The sequence below is a fragment of the Microbacterium xylanilyticum genome, assembly GCF_054654695.1.
Genome location: NZ_BAAIEN010000002.1, coordinates 229,490 through 251,791 on the forward strand (window position 1 = coordinate 229,490; position 22,302 = coordinate 251,791).

General features: G+C 72.3%; 20 protein-coding genes. 12 read left to right on the forward strand and 8 right to left on the reverse strand.

Annotated elements, in window-relative coordinates; translation table 11 throughout:
• Positions 1 to 3: 3 nt before the first annotated feature.
• The 4 genes from ACYQ1L_RS01600 to ACYQ1L_RS01615 all read left to right on the forward strand — a co-directional run bounded on the left by ACYQ1L_RS01600 (position 4) and on the right by ACYQ1L_RS01615 (position 4,054).
• Positions 4 to 1,047: a LacI family DNA-binding transcriptional regulator gene (locus ACYQ1L_RS01600; protein WP_460002494.1), complete on the forward strand. Its 1,044-nt coding sequence runs from the start codon at positions 4 to 6 to the stop codon at positions 1,045 to 1,047.
• Between the two features lie 131 nt (positions 1,048 to 1,178).
• Complete coding sequence (locus ACYQ1L_RS01605; protein WP_460002495.1) at positions 1,179 to 2,513, forward strand: sensor histidine kinase; 1,335 nt, start codon at positions 1,179 to 1,181, stop codon at positions 2,511 to 2,513.
• Positions 2,510 to 3,136 (forward strand): response regulator transcription factor, encoded by a 627-nt coding sequence (locus tag ACYQ1L_RS01610; protein WP_460002496.1) that lies wholly within the window; start codon positions 2,510 to 2,512, stop codon positions 3,134 to 3,136. The genes ACYQ1L_RS01605 and ACYQ1L_RS01610 overlap by 4 nt, the downstream gene beginning before the upstream one ends.
• Positions 3,137 to 3,355: 219 nt before the next feature.
• On the forward strand, positions 3,356 to 4,054 hold the full coding sequence (locus ACYQ1L_RS01615) for a TetR/AcrR family transcriptional regulator (protein ID WP_460002497.1): 699 nt from the start codon (positions 3,356 to 3,358) through the stop codon (positions 4,052 to 4,054).
• Between the two features lie 21 nt (positions 4,055 to 4,075).
• Here the strand turns inward: ACYQ1L_RS01615 and ACYQ1L_RS01620 are convergent, their stop codons facing one another.
• A complete protein-coding gene (locus ACYQ1L_RS01620) occupies positions 4,076 to 5,422 on the reverse strand; it encodes a uracil-xanthine permease family protein (protein ID WP_460002498.1) in 1,347 nt (448 codons plus the stop codon).
• Between the two features lie 264 nt (positions 5,423 to 5,686).
• Positions 5,687 to 6,562 carry a phosphoribosylaminoimidazolesuccinocarboxamide synthase gene (locus tag ACYQ1L_RS01625; protein ID WP_460002499.1) on the reverse strand — a complete coding sequence of 292 codons (876 nt, stop codon included), beginning with the start codon at positions 6,560 to 6,562 and terminating at the stop codon, positions 5,687 to 5,689.
• A gap of 60 nt (positions 6,563 to 6,622) precedes the next feature.
• Here ACYQ1L_RS01625 and ACYQ1L_RS01630 point away from each other — a divergent pair, with 60 nt between their 5' ends.
• The 3 genes from ACYQ1L_RS01630 (at position 6,623) to ACYQ1L_RS01640 (ending at position 9,380) form a co-directional block, all read left to right on the forward strand.
• A complete protein-coding gene (locus ACYQ1L_RS01630; RefSeq protein ID WP_460002500.1) occupies positions 6,623 to 7,204 on the forward strand; it encodes a GNAT family N-acetyltransferase in 582 nt (193 codons plus the stop codon).
• A gap of 84 nt (positions 7,205 to 7,288) precedes the next feature.
• Positions 7,289 to 7,900 (forward strand): PadR family transcriptional regulator, encoded by a 612-nt coding sequence (locus ACYQ1L_RS01635; RefSeq protein ID WP_460002501.1) that lies wholly within the window; start codon positions 7,289 to 7,291, stop codon positions 7,898 to 7,900.
• Complete coding sequence (locus ACYQ1L_RS01640; RefSeq protein WP_460002502.1) at positions 7,893 to 9,380, forward strand: DHA2 family efflux MFS transporter permease subunit; 1,488 nt, start codon at positions 7,893 to 7,895, stop codon at positions 9,378 to 9,380. The genes ACYQ1L_RS01635 and ACYQ1L_RS01640 overlap by 8 nt, the downstream gene beginning before the upstream one ends.
• 192 nt (positions 9,381 to 9,572) lie before the next feature.
• Here ACYQ1L_RS01640 and purD read toward each other — a convergent pair whose 3' ends face one another.
• Positions 9,573 to 10,850 (reverse strand): phosphoribosylamine--glycine ligase, encoded by a 1,278-nt coding sequence (purD, locus tag ACYQ1L_RS01645; RefSeq protein WP_460002503.1) that lies wholly within the window; start codon positions 10,848 to 10,850, stop codon positions 9,573 to 9,575.
• Between the two features lie 97 nt (positions 10,851 to 10,947).
• On the reverse strand, positions 10,948 to 11,625 hold the full coding sequence (locus tag ACYQ1L_RS01650) for an NUDIX hydrolase (protein ID WP_460002504.1): 678 nt from the start codon (positions 11,623 to 11,625) through the stop codon (positions 10,948 to 10,950).
• Positions 11,626 to 11,698: 73 nt separating this feature from the next.
• Here ACYQ1L_RS01650 and ACYQ1L_RS01655 point away from each other — a divergent pair, with 73 nt between their 5' ends.
• Entirely contained in the window at positions 11,699 to 12,067 is a 369-nt protein-coding gene (locus ACYQ1L_RS01655; protein ID WP_460002505.1) for a sterol carrier family protein, read from the forward strand.
• 216 nt (positions 12,068 to 12,283) lie between these two features.
• On the forward strand, positions 12,284 to 12,601 hold the full coding sequence (locus tag ACYQ1L_RS01660; RefSeq protein WP_460002506.1) for a potassium transporter Trk: 318 nt from the start codon (positions 12,284 to 12,286) through the stop codon (positions 12,599 to 12,601).
• Positions 12,602 to 12,653: 52 nt separating this feature from the next.
• On the opposite strand, the gene ACYQ1L_RS01665 is transcribed toward ACYQ1L_RS01660, so the two are convergent.
• The 3 genes from ACYQ1L_RS01665 to ACYQ1L_RS01675 form a co-directional block, all read right to left on the reverse strand.
• Positions 12,654 to 13,253: a zinc-binding alcohol dehydrogenase gene (locus tag ACYQ1L_RS01665; RefSeq protein WP_460002507.1), complete on the reverse strand. Its 600-nt coding sequence runs from the start codon at positions 13,251 to 13,253 to the stop codon at positions 12,654 to 12,656.
• A gap of 96 nt (positions 13,254 to 13,349) precedes the next feature.
• Positions 13,350 to 14,609 (reverse strand): serine hydrolase domain-containing protein, encoded by a 1,260-nt coding sequence (locus ACYQ1L_RS01670; protein WP_460002508.1) that lies wholly within the window; start codon positions 14,607 to 14,609, stop codon positions 13,350 to 13,352.
• Positions 14,606 to 16,339, reverse strand: coding sequence for a biotin carboxylase (locus tag ACYQ1L_RS01675; protein WP_460002509.1), 1,734 nt, complete (start codon positions 16,337 to 16,339; stop codon positions 14,606 to 14,608). The genes ACYQ1L_RS01670 and ACYQ1L_RS01675 overlap by 4 nt, the downstream gene beginning before the upstream one ends.
• A 212-nt stretch (positions 16,340 to 16,551) precedes the next feature.
• Between ACYQ1L_RS01675 and purM the strand changes: the two genes are divergently transcribed.
• Genes purM through ACYQ1L_RS01690 form a run of 3 tightly spaced genes read left to right on the forward strand, consistent with a single transcriptional unit; the run spans position 16,552 to position 20,527 of the window.
• Entirely contained in the window at positions 16,552 to 17,667 is a 1,116-nt protein-coding gene (gene purM / locus ACYQ1L_RS01680; protein ID WP_460002511.1) for a phosphoribosylformylglycinamidine cyclo-ligase, read from the forward strand.
• A 6-nt stretch (positions 17,668 to 17,673) separates the two neighbouring features.
• Positions 17,674 to 19,146 carry an amidophosphoribosyltransferase gene (gene purF / locus ACYQ1L_RS01685; protein WP_460002513.1) on the forward strand — a complete coding sequence of 491 codons (1,473 nt, stop codon included), beginning with the start codon at positions 17,674 to 17,676 and terminating at the stop codon, positions 19,144 to 19,146.
• Between the two features lie 46 nt (positions 19,147 to 19,192).
• The gene (locus ACYQ1L_RS01690) at positions 19,193 to 20,527 is read left to right on the forward strand and encodes an MFS transporter (protein ID WP_460002514.1); all 1,335 of its coding nucleotides are present in this window, start codon (positions 19,193 to 19,195) and stop codon (positions 20,525 to 20,527) included.
• A gap of 3 nt (positions 20,528 to 20,530) precedes the next feature.
• Here the strand turns inward: ACYQ1L_RS01690 and ACYQ1L_RS01695 are convergent, their stop codons facing one another.
• Positions 20,531 to 22,279: a glycoside hydrolase family 35 protein gene (locus ACYQ1L_RS01695; RefSeq protein WP_460002516.1), complete on the reverse strand. Its 1,749-nt coding sequence runs from the start codon at positions 22,277 to 22,279 to the stop codon at positions 20,531 to 20,533.
• Between the last annotated feature and the right edge of the window lie 23 nt (positions 22,280 to 22,302).

Genomic DNA, 22,302 nt, shown 5'->3' on the forward strand with positions numbered 1-22,302 from the left:
CTCATGGCCGGCACGACGGATCCGGATCCGCTCCGCGCACCCCGCGCGACGATCGAGGAGGTCGCCGCCGCGGCGGGGGTGTCCCGGTCGACGGTGTCCCGGGTGGTGAACGGGTCCACCGCGGTGAGCCCCGAGGCGCTCGCCGCCGTGCAGGACGCCATCGCGCGCCTCGGTTACGTGCCCAACCGGGCGGCGCGCTCGCTCGCGCTGCGGCAGACGCACGCGATCGCGCTGGTCGTGCCGGAGGACACCCGGCGGTTCTTCGGGGATCCGTACTTCGGCGCCGTCGTCGCGGGGATCAGCGACCGGATCGCGCGCTCCGACTACATCCTCAACCTCCTCATCGCGAGCGACGACCCGGGCGGGCGGATGACGGGCTTCGTGCGCAACGGCGGCGTGGACGGCGCGATCATCCTGTCGCACCACAACAGCGACGCCTTCGTGGACCGCATCGTCGAGGCCGTTCCCGTCGTGTTCGGCGGGCGGCGCGCCAACGGGCGGGAGGACGACTGGTTCGTGGACGTGGACAACGTGGCCGGCGCGCGGCAGGCCGTCGCGCACCTGCTCGCCACGGGGCGGCGCCGGATCGCGACGGTGACCGGGCCGCTGTCGATGGCGGGGGCCGTGGATCGCCTCGCCGGGTTCCGCGACGAGCTCGCCGCGGCGGGCCTGACCCCGTTCGCCGAGCTCGCCGGCGACTACTCCGAGGCGAGCGGCGTGCGTGCGGCCCACGAGCTGCTCGCCCGCGCGGCTGAGCCGGGCGGCGCGCTGCCCGACGCGGTCTTCGCGGCGAGCGACCTCATGGCCCGCGGCGTGCTGCGCACCCTCCATGGCGCGGGCGTGCGGGTGCCCGAGGACGTCGCGATCGTCGGCTTCGACGACTCCACGGTGGCGCTGTCGACCGACCCGGCGCTCACGACGGTCCGGCAGCCCATGCACGCGCAGGGCGAGGCGCTCGCCGGGGTGCTCATCGACCGGCTCACCGGATCCGCTCCGCCCCGGCGCACGATCCTCGGCACCGAGCTGGTGGTACGCGGCTCCGCCTGACGGGCGGCTCGACCGGGGTGGTGATGCCTGGGGCGGCCGGCGCGGCGACGCCCGGCCGACCTGCAGCGGCGGTGCGGATCCTGGCCGATCGGATGATGCGGATCCGGATCCGGGCTCCCTAGGCTGAGGCCATGGACGAGGCGGGGCAGGGCGCGAGCGACGGCGCACGCGGCATCCTCGCCCCGGTGCGCTTCGGGCGCGCGCTGCAGGTCGTGCTCATCGCCCTCATCGTGGTCAGCGCCATCCGGTATCTCCTGCGCCACGGCGAGGGGGAGGACGCGATCGCCGTGATGGCGGGCGCCGCGGTGCTGGTCGTCGCCGCCGTGCTGCAGGGTGTGGTGCCGCGCCGGGGCGCGTGGCCCGCCGTGTGGACCCTCGTGGTGTGCGCGCTCTGGGCCGTGCTCACCCTCATCGCCCCGTCGTTCGCATGGTGCGCCGTGCCCCTCGCCTTCGGCGTGCTGCAGATCCTGCCGTTCTGGCCGGCGACGGCGGTGATCGCCGCGATGACGACGGTGGTGATCGTCGCCGAGCTGCGTCTGGCGGCGCTCTTCGACCCGACGCTGGTCGCCGGGCCGATCGGGATCGCGTTCGCCACGATCGTCGCCTACCGGGCCCTCGACCGCGAGGCCCGCGCCCGGCAGCAGCTCGTGGACGAGCTCACCGCGACGCAGGCCGACCTGTCCGCCGCGCAGCACCGCGCGGGGGCGCTCGCCGAGCGCGCCCGGCTGTCCCGCGAGATCCACGACTCCGTCGGTCAGGACCTGTCCAGCATCAACCTCCTGCTGCAGGCGTCCGAGCAGGGCTGGGAGCGCCGCCCCGACGTGGCCCGCGCTCAGGTGCGCTCGGCCGCCGGGACCGCGCGTTCGGCCCTGGACGAGGTGCGCCGGGTGGTGCGCGACCTCGCGCCGGGCGAGCTCGAGGGCGCCGCCGGATCCCTGCCCGCGGCGCTCGCGCGCGTGGTCGAGGAGGCCTCGGGCCGCGGCGTGGACGTGCGGTTCGCCAGCCATGGGACGGCCACCGAGGTGCCGCTGCCGGTGGCGTCGGCGATCATCCGCACGGTGCGCGGCGCGCTCGCGAACGTCACCGAGCACGCCCGCGCCACACGGGCGGTGGTGAGCCTCACGGCGCAGCCCGACGAGCTGCGCCTGGACATCCGCGACGACGGCGTCGGCTTCGACGCCCGGCCCGCGGCGATGAGGGCCCGCGCGGCGCAGCGGCGTGCGGCCGGCCGCGGTCAGGGGATCCGCGGCATGGGCGAGCGCATCGCACAGCTCGGCGGAGAGCTGCACGTGGAGAGCGCGCCGGGCGAAGGCACGACGGTGTCGCTGGTGTTTCCAAGGAGCGCCGACGGTGCGGACGGCTCCCGCACGGACCGCGCGACCGCCGCCGCCGAAGGTTCCCCCGTGGAAGGCGCACCCCGCACGAAGGCCGGATCCGGCGCGGATCCGCAGAAGGAGACCGGATGACCCTGCGGATCGTGCTCGTGGACGACCACCCCGTGGTGCGCGCGGGCCTGCGCGCCCTGCTCGAATCGTCCGACGACCTCGTCGTGGTGGGCGAGGCGTCCAACGCCGCCGATGCGGTGCGGGCGGTCGAGGCGGAGCGGCCCGACGTGGTGCTGATGGACCGGAGCCTCGGCGACGGGGAGGGCGGGATCGCCGCGACGGGGAGCATCCGGGCGCTGCCGGATCCCCCCGCCGTGCTCGTGTTGACCACCTACGACAGCGAGTTCGACATCCTGCGCGCGCTCGATGCGGGCGCCGCCGGATACCTCCTCAAGGACTCCCCGCCGGATCAGCTGTTCGCGGGGATCCACGCGGTGCACCGCGGCGAGCCCGCGCTCGCGCCCTCGGTCGCCGCGCTGCTGATGCGCCGCGCGTCCTCTCCGGAGCCCCGCATGACCGAGCGCGAGGTCGAGGTGCTCGAGCTCCTGGCCGACGGCCTCGGCAACCGCGAGCTCGCCAAGGCGCTCTTCGTCTCCGAGGCGACCGCGAAGTCGCACCTCTCGCACATCTACGGCAAGCTCGGCGTCGACACCAGGGCGGGCGCCGTGGCCGCGGCCATCGAGCAGCGCATCATCCGGCGCTGAGCCGTTCCAGCGGCCGGTTGTGCCTCGCCTCCCGGCCGTGCACGGCGCGGAAGGCGAGGCATCGCCGACCGATCCCCCAGAAACCGGTCACCCGCGGTGTGCCCCCTGGACGGCCGCGGCTTCCTCCGGTGACGTGATCAACATAGGTTGAATCCACGTTCAGTGATTAATCTAGCGAATGGATCCGTCACCCGGCAACGGAACCGGAAGGCGCCGCGCATGGCACGCTCTGCGGAGCAGAACCGTCTCGCCAGGGAGCGTTCGCGGGAGGGCCTGCTCCAGGCGGCGATCGACGTCTTCGCCGAGCGCGGCATCGAGGGTGCCACCATCGCCGAGATCACCGGTCGCGCCGGCGTCGCCCAGGGCATGGTCAACTACTACTTCGGCGGCAAGGATCAGCTGATCGGTGCGATCGTGGATCGCTGGTTCGAGGTGCTCTTCGGGATCGCGCACGGCACAGCGGACCTGGACGAGACGCCACGGAATGCGTCGGAGGCACCGCCGCCGGACGCACGACTGGCGGGCATCATCGACACCGTGCTCGGCATGACCGCCGTCGCCCTCCCGCTGCAGCGGGTGATCTTCGCGCTGCAGCAGCGGCCGTCGACGCGGGAGATCTTCGCCGCCGCGGAGCGCAGGCATGCCGCCGCCGTGGCCGCCGCCGAGGACGCCGTGCGCTCGATCTTCCGCGAGCGCGGCGAGGAGGATCCGGCGATCCAGGAGATCATGCTCCGCAGCCTGCTGGACGGCATCGTGGGGCAGCGCATCATCTACGGCGACTCGTACCCGCTCGAGCCGGCTCGGCGCTGGGTGCACCGGCTCTACGACCTGCCGGATCCGCAGTCCCCCCTGCCGCGGCTGACGTCGCTGCCCGGCGCCGGGGACGGATCCGAGCCGCGCGCCCGCGCGTCGCAGTGACGCGCGGGCGCGTGGGTTCGGTCAGGCGGGGTCGCCGCCCATCGGGCCGACCGCCTCGAGCGGACGCGGGTCGTCCGCGCCGCTCCTGCGCAGCCGGGCGATCGCGTTGCCGCCGTGGTAGATCACGATCGCGGCGACCGTGGCGATGACGATGCCGCCGAGCATGAAGCCCGAGTCCTTGATGGAGATCGAGAAGCCGCCGACGGCGATGATCAGCGCGACCGCGGCCGTGTACTGGTTCACCGGACGGGAGAAGTCGACGCGGTTGTCCACCCAGATCTTGATGCCGATCACGCCGATGAGGCCGTAGAGCCCGGTGGTGATGCCGCCGAGGACGCCGGCCGGCACCGAGTTGATGATCGCGCCGAACTTGGGCGAGAGGCTGAGCAGGATCGCCGCGATGCCGGCCACCCAGTACGCCGCGGTCGAGTAGACGCGAGTGGAGGCCATGACGCCGATGTTCTCGCCGTAGGTCGTGGTGCCGGATCCGCCGAAGGAGCCGGCGAGCGTGGTCGAGACGCCGTCCGCGATGAGCGCCTTGCCGGTCTGCGCGTTGATCTCCGGATCCTCGACCATCGTGGCGACGCCGCGCACGTGGCCGACGTTCTCGGCGATGAGCACGAGCACCACCGGCAGGAACATCGCGATGCCGCTCCACGCCGTGGGCGTCCCGAAGTCCGGGAAATGGAAGGTGGGAAGTCCCACCCAGGCCGCCTTGTCGACGGCCGAGAAGTCGAGCTCGCCGCGGAACGCCGCGAAGACGTAACCCGCGATCACGCCGAGGAAGATCGAGATCCGACCCAGGAATCCGCGGAACAGCACGGCGAACACGATGGTGATCGCGAGTGTGAACGTCGCGGTGATCGGGGCCTTCGCGAAGTTGCCGTAGGCGGCCCCGGCGAGGTTGAACCCGATGAGCGCCACGATGGTGCCGGCGAGGACGGGCGGAAGGAACCGGTCCACCCACTTCACGCCCGCGACGTGCACGACCACGCCGATGAGGGCGAGCAGCACACCCACGGAGACGATGCCGGCGAGCGCGGCACCGATGCCCTTGTCCGCACCGGTCGCGTGCGCCGCCGTCGCGGCCGTGACCGGTGCGATGAAGGCGAACGAGGATCCGAGGTAGCTGGGCAGCTTGTTGCGGGTGACGAGCAGGAACAGCAGCGTGCCCACGCCGCTGAACAGCAGCGTGGTCGGCACGGGGAAGCCGGTGAGGATCGGCACCAGGAACGTGGCGCCGAACATCGCGACGACGTGCTGCACGCCGATCGCGATCGTGGCGGGCCAGTTCAGGCGCTCGTCGGGGCGGACGACGGCGCCGGGTTCGACCGTGCGTCCGTCGCCGTGAATGGTCCACACGGCCATGCGGGCTCCTCGGGATCGGGGGAGGGGGTCGCGAAAACCCTATCCTGAGCGTTCCCTGGGCGCGGGAGCGCCCGCGGGCGCGCGGCGGTCCGGACGCGGGGCGGCAGTGCTCCGGCGGTAGGTCGTTTGACCGAGATGAGGCGATTCTGAGCGCATCCGCCTGGTCTGGGGCGATCGACCCGATCTCGGGCGACTCGGACGCGCAACGGGTGGCGACGCACGACCGGGGGCGACGCACGGGTGGGCCGCGGGCCGCGCGACGTGTCAGGCCGTCAGCCGCTCCAGCAACTCGGCGTAGCGCTCGGCCGTCCGGGCCACGACGTCGTCGGGCAGCAGCGGCGGAGTGCCCTGCTTGTCCCAGTTCGCCGCGAGCCAGTCGCGCACGATCTGCTTGTCGAAGCTCGCCATGCGCTCCGCGGGGGTGGATCCGGTCCGCCACGCCTCGGCGTCCCAGTACCGGGAGGAGTCGCTCGTGAGCACCTCGTCGGCCAGGCGCAGCGCGCCGTCCTCGTCCACGCCGAACTCGAACTTGGTGTCGGCGAGGATGAGGCCGTGCTGCTCGGCGATCGCCGCGGCGCGCCGGTACACGGCGAGCGACATGTCGCGCAGCTGGGCGGCGCGCTCCGCACCCACGATCTCGGCGGTGCGCTCGAACGTGATGTTCTCGTCGTGCTCGCCCTGCGGGGCCTTGAACGCCGGCGTGAACAGGGGCTCGGGCAGGCGGTCGCCGTTCTGCAGTCCGGCCGGCAGCGCGATGCCGCACACGGTGCCCTCGGCCTGGTACTCCACCCAGCCGGATCCGGTGAGGTAGCCGCGCACGACGCACTCGATCGGGAGCATGTCCAGCTTCCTCGCGAGCATCGCGCGGTCGGCCACCGCCGCCGGGATCTCGCCCGCCACGAGGTGGTTCTGGATCGGGTCGGGGCCCTCGGCGAGGCGGTCGAACCACCAGCGGCTCAGAGCCGTGAGCAGTGCGCCCTTCTCCGGGATCCCGGGCTCGAGCGCGAAGTCGAAGGCGCTCACCCGATCGCTCGCGACGACGAGCAGACGCTGGTCGTCCGGATCCTCCGGGGTGTACAGGTCGCGGACCTTGCCGGAGTAGAGGTGACGCCAGCCGGGGAGATCGAGGGGTGTGCTCACGCGTCCATTATCGCGGTGCCCGGGACGCCCGATGTCCGTGGCCGCGCGTAGGGTGCACGGGTGAGCGACGCGTTCCCCCTCGAGATCACGACCGACCGTCTTGTGCTGCGCCGCCCGGAGCCGGGCGATCTCGCCGCGGTGTTCGCGATCCACACGGATCCGCGGGTGTGGACGCACTTCCCGAGCCTGCGCCCCACCGACCCCGACCAGATCGGGCCGATGATGGCGCGCTGGTGGCGCAGCTGGGAGCGCGCGGGGCTCGGCACCTGGACGGTGCTCCTCCGCGAGACCGGCGAGCTGATCGGGAACGGCGGCTGCACACTGCTCGCGCCCGACCCCCACGATCCCGCGGCGCAGGTCTGGAACCTCGGCTACCGGCTCTCCGGCGACCACCACGGCCGCGGGTACGCCACCGAACTGGCACACGCCGCGCGGTCGGCGGCGGCCGAGGTCGCGCCGGAGCGTCCGGTGATCGCGTATCTCGTCGAGCACAACCGGGCGTCGGCGGCGGTCGCGGAGAAGGCGGGGCTGACGCTCGTGCACCGCGCCCCGGACGTGGGCAATCCGGACCCTTCCGTGATGCGGCTCGTCTACGCCGATCGTGCGCTCACGCCCGTCCAGCTGGCCACGGCGCTGCGATGAGGACCGGATCCGGGCTGGCGCCTGCGGCCGGACCCGCGTATAGTCCAGTACGGATAGTCCACATGGACTAATTGAAATGGAGTGATGGTGAAGGATCCGGCGCTCACGCCCCTGGGGGTGATGGTGCTCGCGCTGCTGCGCGAGGGCGACATGCATCCGTACGAGATGGCGCGGCTGCTGCGCGCGCGCCGCGACGACCGGATCGTGCCGATCTCCGCGGGCACGCTGTACCACACGGTCACCCGCCTGCACGGGCAGGGTCTGATCGAGGAGGTGGGCGTCGACCGCGAGGGCAACCGCCCCGAGCGCACCACCTACACGGTCACGCCGGCCGGCACCGAGGCGGTGCGCGAGTGGGTGCGGCGCGAGCTCGGCGGCAGCCGGCGGCGGACGGCGTTCCGGGTCGCCCTCGCCGAGGCGCACAACCTCGAACGGGACGAGGTGGTCGAGCTCCTCACGCAGCGGCTCGAACTGCTCCGTCACGAACTCGAGACGCTGAGCACGGCAGTGGACGGCGCCGCCACCCGTGCTGTCCCCGAGCAGTACCTGCTCGAGGTGCTGCGGCACCGCCTCCTGCTGCAGGCCGACGTCGACTGGCTCGGCTCCCTGATCCCCCGAATCGCCTCCCCCGAGTTCTCCTGGGGACCGGATCCGGACCACCTTCTTGCCAAGCGAAAGGCTCACCACGATGGCTGAACCCGTCAGCACGTCGACCGGCGCGTACGCCGCCGGTCACAAGCCGAAGAGCCCCTGGCCCGCCCTCTGGGCGCTGGTCATCGGCTTCTTCATGATCCTCGTCGACACGACCATCGTCTCGGTCGCGAACCCCGCCATCAAGGCGGCGCTCGATCCGGCAACGAGCAACCTCGACAACGTCGTGTGGGTCACGAGCGCCTACCTGCTCGCCTACGCGGTGCCGCTGCTCATCACCGGTCGCCTCGGCGACCGGTTCGGCCCGAAGAACATCTACCTCATCGGCCTGACGATCTTCACGCTCGCCTCGCTCGGCTGCGGCCTGTCCAGCACCCTCACGATGCTCGTCGTGTTCCGGGCGGTGCAGGGACTGGGGGCGGCGCTCATGACGCCCCAGACGATGGCCGTGATCACGCGCACGTTCCCGGCCGAGCGCCGGGGCGCCGCCATGGGCCTCTGGGGCGCCACCGCGGGTGTGGCCACCCTCGTCGGCCCGCTTGCCGGCGGCCTCCTCGTGGACGGCCTGGGGTGGGAGTGGATCTTCTTCATCAACCTGCCGGTCGGCGTGATCGGCTTCGTGCTCGCGTGGATCCTCGTGCCGCGCCTGCAGACGCATGAGCACCGGTTCGACCTGGTCGGCGTCTTCCTCAGCGCCATCGGCCTGTTCCTCATCGTGTTCGCCCTGCAGGAGGGCGAGCACTATGACTGGGCCGGATGGATCTGGGGAATGATCGCCGCCGGTGTCGTGGTGATGGCGGTGTTCCTCTGGCAGCAGGCGAAGACCCGCAGCGAGCCGCTCGTGCCGCTGGAGCTGTTCCGCGACCGCAACTTCTCCGTCGCGAACCTCGGCATCGCGGCAGTGGGCTTCACGGTCACATCGATGTCGCTGCCGATGATGTTCTTCTACCAGCTCGCCCGGGGGCTCACGCCGACCGAGGCGGCGCTGCTGCTGATCCCGATGGCTGTGCTCTCGGGCGTGCTCGCCCCGCTCGCCGGACGGATCCTGGACCGCGTCGACCCGCGCCTGCTGCTCGTGCCCGGTCTCGGCCTCACCGTGCTCGCGCTGGTCTGGTACGCGCTGCTGATGAACCCGGACACCCCGATCGGCATGTTCCTGCTGCCGTCGGCGCTCATGGGCATCGGCCAGGCCGGGATGTGGGGCCCGCTGGCCACCACGGCGACCCGCAACCTCGCGCCGCGTCAGGCCGGCGCCGGCGCGGGCATCTACAACACGACCCGCACGATCGGATCCGTGCTCGGATCCGCCGCCATCGCCGCGTTCATGCAGAACCGTCTCGTGGAGAACCTGCCGGGGGCGGCCGCGCACGGCGGCGACTTCGGGTCGGGCAAGCTCCCGGAGTTCGTGGTCAAGGGCTTCTCGGCGGCGATGTCGCAGACCATGGTGCTGCCGACGCTCGTGCTCGCCGCCGGTGTGATCGCGATCCTGTTCATGAAGCGCCCGGAGCACCTCCGCGCACGCTGACACCGGGTCTGGATGTGCGGCGCTGCACCCTGGCGCCGCCGTCCGCCCCCCTCTGAGCATCGAGGCCCCCTCGCACGTACGTCCGTGCAAGGGGGTCTCGACGCTGGACGGGGGCGTCGGCGTCACCCAACGCGCCGCCCCGGGTGGGGCGCAGGGGTGCCGGGCGGGCGCGCGAGCGCCGCGGAGTCGGCGTTACTCGGCGACGCGCGCGGCGATGTCGGTGCGGTGGTGCGCGCCGTCGAGGCGGATCCGCCCGAGCGCCTCGTACGCGCGGGCGCGCGCGTCCGCGAAGCCGGATCCCGTCGCCACGACGTTCAGCACGCGGCCACCGGTCGCGATGAGGTTGCCGCCCGGGGCGTCCGGGCCGGCGGTCGCGGCGTGCACGATGCGCACGCCCTCGACGGCCGCGGCGTCGGCGAGTCCCTCGATCGGGCGGCCGGTCTGCGGCGCCTCGGGGTAGCCCTCGCTCGCCAGCACCACGGTGATCGCGACCTCATCGGAGAACTCCGGCTGCGGCTCGTCCTCGAGCGTGCCCGTGGCGGCCGCGAGCAGCAGCCGCGACAGCGGCGTGCGCAGGCGGGGCAGCACGACCTGGGTCTCGGGGTCGCCGAAGCGGGCGTTGAACTCGATCACGCGCACGCCGTTCGGGGTGAGGATGAGGCCCGCGTAGAGCAGGCCGATGAACGGGGTGCCCTCGGCGTCGAGCTGCTTCACCACGGGCAGAGCGACGGTGCGGGTGACCTCGTCGACGAAGGCCGCCTCGCTGCCGAACTGCTCGGCGAGCCACGGCAGCGGGGAGTAGGCGCCCATGCCGCCCGTGTTCGGACCCTCGTCGCCGTCGAAGGCGCGCTTGAAGTCCTGCGCGGGGCTCAGCGCGCGCACGGTGTCGCCGTCGCTGAGGAAGAAGAGCGAGACCTCGGGCCCGGTGAGGAACTCCTCGATGAGCACCGGGCCATGCGGCAGGTAGTGCTCGGCGTGCGCGAGGGCGGCTTCGCGGTCCTCGGTGACGATGACGCCCTTGCCCGCGGCGAGCCCGTCGGCCTTCACGACGTACGGGGCGCCCAGGTCGTCGAACGCGGCCTCGACCTCTGCGGTGGTCGCGGCGCGGACGGCGCGGCCCGTCGGCACCTGGGCGGCCTCCATGATCCGCTTGGCGAACGCCTTGGATCCCTCCAGCTGCGCGGCGGCGCGCCCGGGGCCGAACACGGGGATGCCGTGCTCGCGCACCACGTCGGCGACACCCGCCACGAGCGGCGCCTCGGGCCCGATCACGACGAGGTCGACCGCGTGGTCGTCGGCGAAGGCGCGCACGGCGGCGCCGTCCATCGGATCCACCTCGACCAGAGTGGCGTCCTGCGCGATGCCGGCGTTGCCCGGGGCGCAGAGGATCTCGTGGCCCTTGCGCTCGGCGCGCAGGGCGAGGATGATCGCGTGCTCACGGGCACCGGAACCGAGGACGAGGATCTTCACCCGTCAAGCCTACCCAGCGCCCCCGCCGGATTTCGGATCGCGTCGGATGCGGAGCGGCTGCGGTGCGCCACTCGCCGGCAACCGATCCGGGCGGCCCTCAGAGCGTGATCGGGCGCTCCCGGGTGCGGTCCCAGGGCAGCGTCCAGCCGGCGGCGTCGAACAGGCCGCTCAGCACGCTCGCGGTGAAGCCCCACACGATCGTGCCGTCGATGTCGAACGCCGGCCCGCGGTAGGTCGAGCCGGCGCGCGTCAGCGTCGACGTGAAGCGGTTCTCCGGGTCGAGCAGCTGCGCCACAGGCACGCGGAAGACCTCGACGGTCTCGGCGTGATCGACGGCGGCGACGCGGGACGGCACCCGCCACCACGCCAGCACCGGCGTGACCAGGTGGTTGCTGGCGGCGAGGGGCAGATCCGGCAGCGACGCAAGCACCTCGACGCCGGCCGGATCCAGTCCGGTCTCCTCCCGCGCCTCACGCAGGGCGGTGGCCGCGGCGTCCGCGTCCTCCGGCTCGCTGCGCCCGCCCGGGAACGAAACCTGTCCTGGATGCGACGACAGGGTCGCCGCCCGGCGCTGCAGCAGCACGTCCAGATCGGCCGCGACGGTCGCCTCGTCGGCGCGGGCCGGGATGCTGTCCAGGCGCCCGAACAGCATCAGCACCGCGGCCGGCACGGGCTCGTTCACCACCTGCGGGAACGGCGGCCGCCACGCGTCGCCGTTCTGCACGGCGGCGAGCAGTTCGGCACGGGCGCCGCGCAGAGTCCGGGTGTCGGTCATCGATCCGAGCCTACGCCCGGCGCATCCCGTGCGCGCCGGCGCCGGCGCTCCGCGACCCGCCTACGCTGGATCCATGGCCAGCAGGATCGACACCACGGCCGGACGCGCCGCGCTCGACGCCGCCCGCACCGCGCTCGCCGCCGGGGAGAAGCCCGCCCGGGCCGACTACGCCACCGCGGTGCGCTATCTGCTGCAGCTGCTCGACGAGAAGGCGCCAGGTAACAGCGTCGAGGTGCGGGTGCCGCCGTTCGGAGCGGTGCAGGTGGTGCAGGGGCCGCGGCACACCCGGGGCACGCCGCCGAACGTCGTCGAGCTGGATCCGGCGACGTGGATCGCGGTCGCGACCGGATCCGAGTCCTGGGCGGCTGCGCTGGATGCCGGGCGGATCCATGCCTCCGGAACGCGCGCCGACCTCACCGGGGTCCTGCCCCTGCGGCCCTGATCCGGGCCCGGACGGCCGCGCGGTCGCAGCTGTCTGCGCCATGCGGGTGAGCACCGAAATCAGGTGAAGTGACCGAGATCAGGCGATCGTCTCCGGATCCCCCTCATCTCGGTCAGATCACCCGTTCTCGGACACCGGTCGGCGGCCCGCGGGCACCGGATCCGCCGACCACCCGCTCCCGGACCGCCGCACGGGCGGGCGTGGGAGAATGGATCCATGAGCACGTCGCAGCCGCACCGCACGCCCGAGATCGAGATCGCGCGTGTCCGTCGTGCGCCGCGCTGGGGCGTCTTCCTCGGCATCGGCGTGGTCGTCGGCGTCGTCGTGGCCTTCCTGCTCACCGCGTTCGGCAACTTCGAGGCGTCCGAGGCGACCCAGGTCGCCTACCCGTTCGGTCAGGTCTTCGGATTCCTCGTGCTGTGGACGGTCCCCGCCGGCATCGCCGTGTTCGGGATCATCGCGCTGCTGCTGGAGCGCGCCGCGCGTCGCAGCGAGCGCGTGGTGCGTGTCGACCACCAGACCATCGCGGAGTAGCCTCCGGGAGAGCGCGAGCGCAGCGATCGAGCAGCCGGCGCCCGAAGGGCGATCAGGCCACTTCGGCGATGACGGGGCGGATCGCGGTGTCGAAGTCAACCGGGTCGTGCCGCAGGGTGTCGGTCACAGCGATGCTGAACGCCCCGATCCGCCAGATCCCGCGCTGCGCGAGCGGCAGCACGTGCACGTTGAGCTCGAACGAGTGCGCCCGGCGTCCGGTGTCGCGCTCGAACTCCGCCAGCGCCGCCGCATACGCGCGGTACGGATCGCCGGTGCCGGAGACCGAGCGGGCGTAGCGCTGCTGCGCGTCCTTGGCGTAGCGCAGCACCTCGGCCGCGAACGGCGCGATCGCGGTCCGCAGCCGCTCGGCGCCGTGCGCCGGCAGCGCGACGATCGTGTCGAAGCCGTCGACGAGCTCCAGCGGGGTCGCCGAGGGGTGCGTGACGGGTTCGACGGTCATCTCCCAGTACGCCCGCCACTGCCGTTCCAGCGCGTCGTCGGCCTCGCCGTCGTCGAACGCGCGCCGCGGATGATCGCGCAGCGTGGGCAGCTCCACGGGCACGCGGATGCCGAGCCGCTGCCGCAGCGCGAGCGCCACGAGGACCGGGATGCCGGCCTCCTCGCGCACCAGCCACTGCGGCTTCTCCACCATGGCCCCCATGGTACGGATTCCCGGGGCCGGACGGGGCGGTTCTTCCGGCACGGATCCCGCGGGATTCCGGGGCGGGATCCGCACCGGACGCGGCGGTCAGCCGATGGTGCGTGCGACGGCGTCGAACGCGCGGATCGTCCAGAGCAGGCGCTCGCCGTCCTGCGGTGTCGGCCAGCTGGACAGCTTGGCGGCGACGACGTTCGCGGCGCGGTTGATGTAGACCATCTGTCCGTGGATGCCCAGCGCGAGGAACACGTCCGACCCCGGATACGGGAACCAGAAGCCGTTGCGGTACATGCCGCCCGGCATGAGCGTGGGCTCGGCGGCGTTCGCGAACGCGGCACGCGAGTCCGGGGCGCCGGCCAGGGTCTCCGCGATCCACGCGGACGGCAGCACCTGCCGGCCGTCCATCGCGGCGCCGTCGCGCAGGAACAGCGTCCCGAAGCGCAGCAGGTCCCGCAGCGACGCGGAGACGCCGCCGTCGAACATCCCGGATCCGACCGCGTCGACGCCGACGTTGGCGCCGAACTCCGCGCCCATCGGCCCCCACAGCCGCTCCGACATCAGGTCGGCGGCGTGGATCCCGGTCGCGCCCTCGAGCACGAAGGCGAGGGCGTCCGTCTCGCACGACTTGTAGTCGAACCGGCCGCCGTGCGGGCCGTCCGCGCCGAGCGTGGCGAGGAAGTCGCGGAGCGTGTGCGGGGTGTCCGGGTGCCGTCGCGGCGCCCACCCGATCGCCTCCTCGAGCAGCCGGACCTCGGCGTTCTCGTCCAGGTACGCCTCCGAGAACCGCACCCCGGTGCGCATGTCCAGCAGGTCGCGCACGCGCGCGCCGTCGTATCCGGATCCCGACAGCGCCGGGACGTAGGCCGTGACCTGGGCGCCCGGGTCCAGCTCGCCGGCGCCCATGAGCGTGCCGGCGACCGCGGTCGTCAGCGACTTGCTCACCGACATGAGCAGGTGCAGCACGCCCGGCGACATGGTGCCGACGTACTGCTCGCCCATGACCGCGCCGTCCCGGGCCACGATCCAGCCGTCCGTGTAGGTCGAGGCCATGACGTCCTCGAACGGCGCCGATCGCGGCTCCCACGGGTGCGGGACGTCGATGTGGCCCAGGTCGGCCGGAACCGACGGGAGGGCGAGGGTGCGTCCGCCGGAGGAGATCTCGTGCACGGGCAGGAAGTCCGCCATGTGCTGCATCGACCAGCGCAGGTTCGGCTCCTGCTGCCACGCCTCGAGGGGAGGGATGAACCCGTCGACGGGCCGGGCGTCGTGCGCGGGGACGTGCACGGCCCCCGTCGCGGGAGCCGTGCCGTTCCAGATCTCCGCAGACGGGGGCGTCACATCACCGCTCATGAGGTCGATTCGATTCCGATCTGCTCGTTCTCATCGACCGCTGCGGCAGGGGGCAGCTCGGTGGCCGCGTACATGGCCCGGATGGACTCGATGAGGTGCTTCGCGCGGATGGACAGGCGCCCTGAAGGCGTCTGCAGCCGACCCTTCGTGACAAGGATCCCCAGATCCGCTCCCTTCCAACGGTAGTCCCCCGGCCCGTAGATCCGCAGGAAGAACGACTCGGCCTCGGATCCGAGCAGGTGCCAGTCCAGGTCGCCCTGCGAGAACGCGAGGCGGCCGTAGGCGTCGAGCACGTACCGTCCCGTGGGCGGGGCGACATCGATGTGCTCCACGGTCGGATCCGTGTGCTTGATGATCATGTGGCTCCACTGGTCGGCGGCGGCGAGCTCCTCCCAGCGGTCGTTGATCTCGTCCACGTCGAGGTCGAACTCGACCCCGGCGTACTCGAGCAGGTGGAACACGAACAGCGGGATGTCGGCGTACGCGCCCGCCGTCACGTTGGTGATCGCGGAGGCGCCAGAGATGCGCGGGTTCAGCTCGCCGAGGTACACGTCGCCGGTGTCGGTGTCGAGCAGCACGTCCACCTCGAAGAAGCCGCGGTAGCCCTCGGCGCTGAGCGCGTCGCCCAGTTTGCGCACCAGGCTGGTCGCGGTGTGCCGGGTGGGCTCGTCGAGCACGCCGGGGAACATCTCGTTGCCTGCCCAGCCGCCGCGATACGGGGTCAGCTCCTTGTGCCCGGTGATCTCGGTCATGAACGGGCCGACGATCGTGCCGTGCCGGGTGAGCACCGCCTCGACCGCGATCGGCCGGTTGTTGATGCGCTTCATCACCTTGACCTCGTGGCCGACGATGTCGCCCTCGTTCTTGCGGAACGACGCCGGGTCGGCGATGAAGTACGTCGTCTTGCCGGAATCGCCGTAGGCGGTCTGCACCACGAGGTCGGATCCGAGGCCGGACTCCTCGGCCTGCGCGATGAGGTCCTCGTACGAGCTCGCGGTCGTGATGATGTTCGGCACGCTGGGCACGCCCACGGCGTCGGCGATGCGCGTCGTGACCATCTTCGAGTCGAGGCGCTCGCGCAGAGAGGCCGCCGGCAGGATCAGCTCGTAGCCCGGCTCCTCGCAGATCTGCTCGGTCTCCTCGTCGAAGAACACCATGGCGATGCGGGGCCTCTCGCCCGCCGGGGTGAGCCGGGCGATGTGCGCACGCACCTCGTGGTGGCGCAGCAGCCAGTTGTTGATCTCCTCGCCGCTCTGGAACTCCACGTACGGCTTGTGGATCGGGCTGAACACCCGCGGGTGCGCGCCCTGCCAGCTGTCGTAATAGGCGATGTAGGAGAACCCGCGCACCCAGCGGTCCAGGCCCAGCAGGTTGAACGCGGACGCGCCCACGAAGAAGATCGGCGTGCGGTTGGTGCGGAAGTAGTGCCGGATCTCCGACATGTTCCGCAGCCCGTGCGCGCGCGCCGGCTTCTCGCCCGGAGCGATCTCGGGATCCAGAGTGGGCAGCGCCACGGGCAGCGGGTTCGTCGCCGGACCCGTCGTCGTGGCCGACCGTGGCACGGGCTTGCGACCGCGGGAACGGGCCGCGCTCACCTTCTTCGCCACGGACCCGGCGGCGTCCTTCGCGGCGGAAGCGCTCGACGCACGCCGGCGGGGTGTCGGCTTCACGGCTTCGGCGTCCTCGGCCGGGGTCAGCGCCGACCCCTGGTCCTTCTGAGTGCGTGCCACGATGGCCCTCTCCATTCGTGAAGGCGCGGCCTCTTCGCCGCGCTGCGGAGTTCTCTCGGGATCAGGGGAGTCAAGTATCACCAGGTCTCCTGTCGCAGCACCAGAGCCGGTGACGACGGGGTGATGACGGCCGCGGCGGCCTTCTGCGCGGGGCCCGTCCGCCGGCCGCCACGCGGGGCGCTCGCACAGCCGCCCGCCGGTAGGATTGTCGGGTGTCCTCCCGCACCTATGCTGAGGCCGGCGTCGATACGGCGGCCGGCGATCGCGCCGTCGAACTCATGAAGTCCGCCGTCCGTGCCACGCACGGACCCGAGGTGCTCGGCGGGGTCGGCGGATTCGCCGGACTCTTCGACGCCTCGGCCCTGCTCGGCTATCGCAGGCCGCTGCTCGCGTCGAGCACCGACGGCGTCGGCACGAAGGTCGCGATCGCGCAGGCCATCGACAAGCACGACACGATCGGGCACGACCTCGTCGGCATGGTCGTCGACGACATCGTCGTGGTGGGCGCGAAGCCGCTGTTCATGACCGACTACATCGCGTGCGGGAAGGTCTTCCCCGAGCGCATCGCCGACATCGTGCGCGGCATCGCGGAGGCGTGCGAGCTCACCGGCACCGCCCTTGTCGGCGGCGAGACCGCCGAGCACCCCGGACTGCTCGGCGTCGACGACTACGACGTCGCGGGCGCCGCGACCGGCATCGTCGAGGCCGACCGGATCCTGGGATCCGAGCGGGTGCAGGACGGCGACGTCGTGCTCGCCCTCGCCTCCAGCGGGCTGCACTCCAACGGCTACTCCCTGGTCCGGCACATCCTCGCGAAGGCCGGCATCGGCTACGGCGACCGCTCCGAGGAGCTCGGCACCACCTGGGGCGAGGCGCTGCTCACCCCGACGCGGCTCTACACGACCCCGCTGCTGGGCATCGCGGACGCCTTCGACGGCGCGGTCCACGCGCTCAGCCACGTCACCGGCGGCGGCATCGCGGCCAACCTCGCGCGCGTGCTGCCGCAGGGATCCTGGGCCGAGGTCGACCGCGCCACCTGGTCGCCCGCCCCCGTGTTCCGCGTGCTCAGCGAGCTCGCCGGCACCTCGCTGGAGTCCAGCGAGGGCACCTGGAACCTCGGCATCGGCTTCCTCGCGGTCGTCGACGCCTCCTCCGCCGCCGCGATCGCCCAGGCGCTCACGGTCGGCGGGATCGACACCTGGCAGGTCGGAACGGTGCGGCTCGACGCAGTCGCCGCGCGCCCGGCCGGCGAATTCGAGCAGGGCGCCAAGGGCGTCGACGGCGGAGCAGTGCGCCTGGTCGGCGCGTACGCGGACGGAGCGAAGTAACCACACATGTGCGGCATCGTCGGAATGGTCGGGCACGCCCCGGTCAACCAGGACATCTACGACGCGCTCCTCCTGCTGCAGCACCGCGGTCAGGACGCGACCGGCATCGCCACCGCCGAACCCAACGGGGTCATGCACATGGCCAAGGCGCAGGGCATGGTGCGCGAGGCGTTCCGCACCCGCGACATGCGGTCGCTGCTCGGCAACGTCGGACTCGGCCACGTGCGCTACGCCACGAAGGGCACCGCGTCGAGCGAGGAGGAGGCCCAGCCGTTCTACGTGAACGCGCCGTACGGCATCATCCTCGTGCACAACGGCAACCTCACGAACACCCGCGAGCTGACCGCCGACATGGCCCGTCGCGACCGGCGCCACCTGAACTCCTCGAGCGACACCGAGCTGCTGCTGAACGTGCTCGCCAACGAGCTGCAGACCACGACGTCGACGGTCGACCTCGACTCCGAGCGCATCTTCGAGGCCGTCGCGCGCACGCACCAGCGCGTCGAGGGCGCCTACGCCGTCATCGCGCTCCTGGCCGGCTACGGCCTGCTCGCGTTCCGGGATCCGTTCGGGATCCGTCCGCTCATCCTGGGCAAGCGGGTGCGGGAGGATGCGCAGGGCGCGCTGCGCGACGAGTGGGTCGTCGCGAGCGAGTCGCTCGTGCTGGAGAACGGCGACTACGAGGTCGTGCGCGAGATCGAGCCCGGCGAGGCCGTCTTCATCTCCAACGACGGGACGCTGTTCTCGAAGCAGTGCGCGACGGATCCGACGCTTGCGCCGTGCGCGTTCGAGTACGTCTACCTCGCGCGTCCCGACTCCGTCATGAACGGCGTCTCGGTGTACGAGTCGCGGCTGCGGATGGGCGACCGCCTCGCCGACACGATCGCCAAGCACGTGCCGCTCGACGAGATCGACGTGGTCATGCCGATCCCGGACTCCTCCCGCCCGGCGGCGATGGAGGTGGCCCGCAAGCTCGGCAAGGAGTACCGCGAGGGCTTCTACAAGAACCGCTACGTCGGCCGCACCTTCATCATGCCGGGGCAGGCGGTGCGCAAGAAGAGCGTGCGCCAGAAGCTCAACGCGATGTCGACCGAGTTCAAGGGCAAGAACGTGCTGCTCATCGATGACTCGATCGTGCGCGGCACCACCTCCAAGCAGATCATCCAGATGGCGCGCGACGCCGGTGCCACCTCGGTGATCTTCGCCTCGGCCGCGCCGCCGATCCGCTACCCGCACGTGTACGGCATCAACATGCCCTCCAAGCACGAGCTCATCGCCCACGGCCGCACGATCCCGGAGATCGCCGAGGAGCTCGGCGCCGACCGGCTCGTGTACCAGGAGGTCGACGACCTCAAGGCCGCGATCACCGAGGGATCCGATCTCACCGATCTGGACCTGAGCCCGTTCGACGGCCGGTACGTCACCGGGACCGTGACCGAGGAGTACCTGGGCTGGCTCGAGGGGTCGCAGACCTCGTGACGCCGGCGGCCGGATCCGTGCTCGCCGGCGGCCTCGGGGACCGGCGATGAGCGTCCGGCCGCTCTGGCGGGGACGGGCGCTGGCCGTGCTCGGCATCGTGCTCGTGGCGTTCTCGCTGCGCTCCGCGGTGGCGTCACTGTCGCCGGTCGTGGATCACGTCGCCCGGGACTTCCCGATGCCGTCCGCCGTGGTCGGCCTGATCGGCACCGCGCCGCCGGTGTGCTTCGCGCTGTTCGGCCTGCTGACCCCCCTCATCGAGCGACGGCTCGGCCTGGAGCGGGTCGCGGTCATCGCGCTCGGCGCCGTGACGGTGGGCCTCATCGCGCGCGGCCTCGCGGTCGATGCGACCACCCTGCTCGTCGCGACGGCGCTCGTGTTCGCGGGCGTCGGAATGGCGAACATCCTCATGCCGCCGCTCGTGAAGAAGTACTTCCCCGACCGGCTCGGCCTGATGATGACCCTCTACACGACGGTCATGGCGATCTCCACGTTCCTGCCCCCGCTCGTGGCGGTCCCCGTGGCGGACCTCGCCGGATGGCGCACGTCGCTGGCGATGTGGGCCGTGTTCGCGCTCGCCGGCACGATCCCGTGGATCGTGATGCTGCTGCGCTCCCGTGCCGATGCTGCGACGCCGGCCGCCACGCAGGCGAAGGAAGCCGAGGCGGCGCCCGCGGACGCCCAGGGCCCGGCCGGGGAGGCGCTGTCCTTCGAGGACGCCACGGTCCTCTCCACCGGTCCCATCATCACCGCGCCCTCCAGCTCGCGCGTGTTCTCGCGTCTGCTGCGCATCCCGCTGGCCTGGACGCTGGCTGCCGTGTTCGGCACGTCCGCGAGCATGGCCTACACGGCATTCGCCTGGCTCCCGACGATCCTCGTCGAGCACGCCGGTGCGACGTCGCAGCAGGCCGGTCTGCTGCTCTCCCTGTTCGCGTTCACGGGCCTGCCGGCGTCGCTGATCGTGCCGGTGCTCATCGTGCGCTTCCGGGCGACGACGCCCCTGTACGTGGTCGGCGCGCTCGGCGCCGCGGCGGGCCTGATCGGCCTGCTGCTCGCGCCCGCGCCCGCGCTCGTCTGGCTGTGGGTGCTGCTGTACGGCCTGGCCGGGCTCATGTTCCCGCTCGCGCTCGTGCTGATCAGCATCCGTGCGAGGGAGCCGGAGACGGCCGTGGCGCTCAGCGGCTTCGTGCAGAGCGTCGGCTACGTGCTCGCGGCCGTGTTCCCGCTGCTGCTCGGCATCCTGCACGGCGCCACCGGGGGCTGGCAGGTGCCGCTGATCGTGCTCACCGCCCTGGTGGTCGCATCGGTCCCGGCCGGCGTCTACGCGGGTCGCCCGGTCACGGTCGAGGCCGCGTGGGAGCGCCGGCACGGCCGGCTCTGGTGAGCCTCACTCCTCGGTCGGGCCGAGCAGGGCGGCCGGCACCAGCCGCACCGTGGCGTCGTCGAGGTGGTGCAGCTCCAGCACCGTGACCGTGTTCGCGCCGGCGCGCGTCACCGGCGACGGCACGTACAGCGTGCGCTGCGGGCCGGTGCGCCGATACCGCCCCAGCAGGAAGCCGTTGACGAGCGCGTAGCCGTCGCCCCAGCCGGCGGTGTCCAGGAACAGGTCCGACGGTGCGTCCAGCGCGACCTCGGCGCTCCACGCCGAGGGCCCGGGCCGCGCTTCCCCGGCAGGGTCCGCGGTGCCGAGCGAGGCCGCCGCGGTCGCGGGATCGACCGGCGTCGCCGTCCAGCCCTGCAGCGGCTCGCCGTCGAGTGCGGCGCCGCCGATGAGCCCCTTCGGTTCGCCGAGACGGTGGTCGTAGTTCACGCGCCCCTGCTCCTCGACCAGCACGGTGAGCCGGCGGCCGGCCGGGATCCGCAGGGAGCACTCGCCTGCGGTGCGCGAGATGCGTCCCACGGGGACGCCGTCGACGCTCACCTTCGCGGCGTCGCGCACCTCGCCGAACGACAGCAGGCGCCATCCGTCTCCGGCAGCTGCGGGCAGCTCGGTCTCGTACCGCACCAGAGGTGCGAGCGTGTCCAGCTCCTCGAAGGAGGGCGGATCCGTGTGCGTCGCGGGCGCGGCCGGGACGTCCGTCCACGGTCCGAGCGCACGCAGCCGCGCCTCGGCGACGGGACGCGGACCGCGCGGGGGCACCTCCTCGGCGGGAACCGCGGCGTACTTCGCGATCACGGCGCGGAAGGCGTGGAACTTGGCGGTCGGATCCCCCGCCTCGTCCAGGGGTGCGTCGTAGTCGTAGGAGGTCGTGACGGGCAGGTAGCGGCCCTTATGGTTCGCGCCGTTGGTGAGCCCGAAATTCGCCCCGCCGTGGAACATGTAGATGTTCACCGAGGCGCCCGCCGCGAGCAGCGCGTCGAGCTCGGCCGCGGCGTCCTCGGCGCTCGTGGTGTGGTGCACGCCGCCCCACCAGTCGAACCAGCCGTCCCAGAACTCCGAGCACATCAGCGGCCCGCTCGGCTGATGCGCGCGCAGCGTCGCGAGACGCTGCGCGGTGTGGGAGCCGAAGGATCCGGTGCGGTGCAGGCCGGGGATGCTGCCGTCGCGCAGCATCCTGTCCTGCGGCTGATCGACCGTCGTGAGCGGCACGGTGATGCCGCTGTCGCGGGTGATGCGCACGAGCTCGGCGAGATAGCCGGCGTCGTCGCCGTAGGCACCGTACTCGTTCTCGATCTGCACCAGCACGACCGGTCCGCCGCGATCCGCCTGCCGCGGTGCGACGATCTCGTACACGCGACGCAGATAGGCGCCGATCTCGGCGACGAAGAGCGGATCCGAGCTGCGCAGCCGGATGCGGTCGTCCCGCGTCAGCCACACCGGGAGACCGCCGTTGTGCCACTCCGCGCAGATGTACGGGCCGGGGCGCACGATCGCGTCCATCCCCTCCGCGGCGACCAGGTCGAGGAAGCGCCCGAGGTCGTTCGGCCCTGTCGCGTCCCATTCGCCGCGCCGCGGCTCGTGCGCGTTCCAGGCGACGTAGGTCTCGACCGTGTTCAGGCCCATCAGCCGCGCCTTGCGGATCCGGTCCGCCCACTCGTCGGGGTGCACGCGGAAGTAATGGATCGCGCCGGACAGGATCCGGTGCGGTGCGCCGTCGCGGAGGAAATCGGTCTCGCCGATCGAGAAGGTGGTCACGGGTGGCTCCCTAGGGCGCGTGC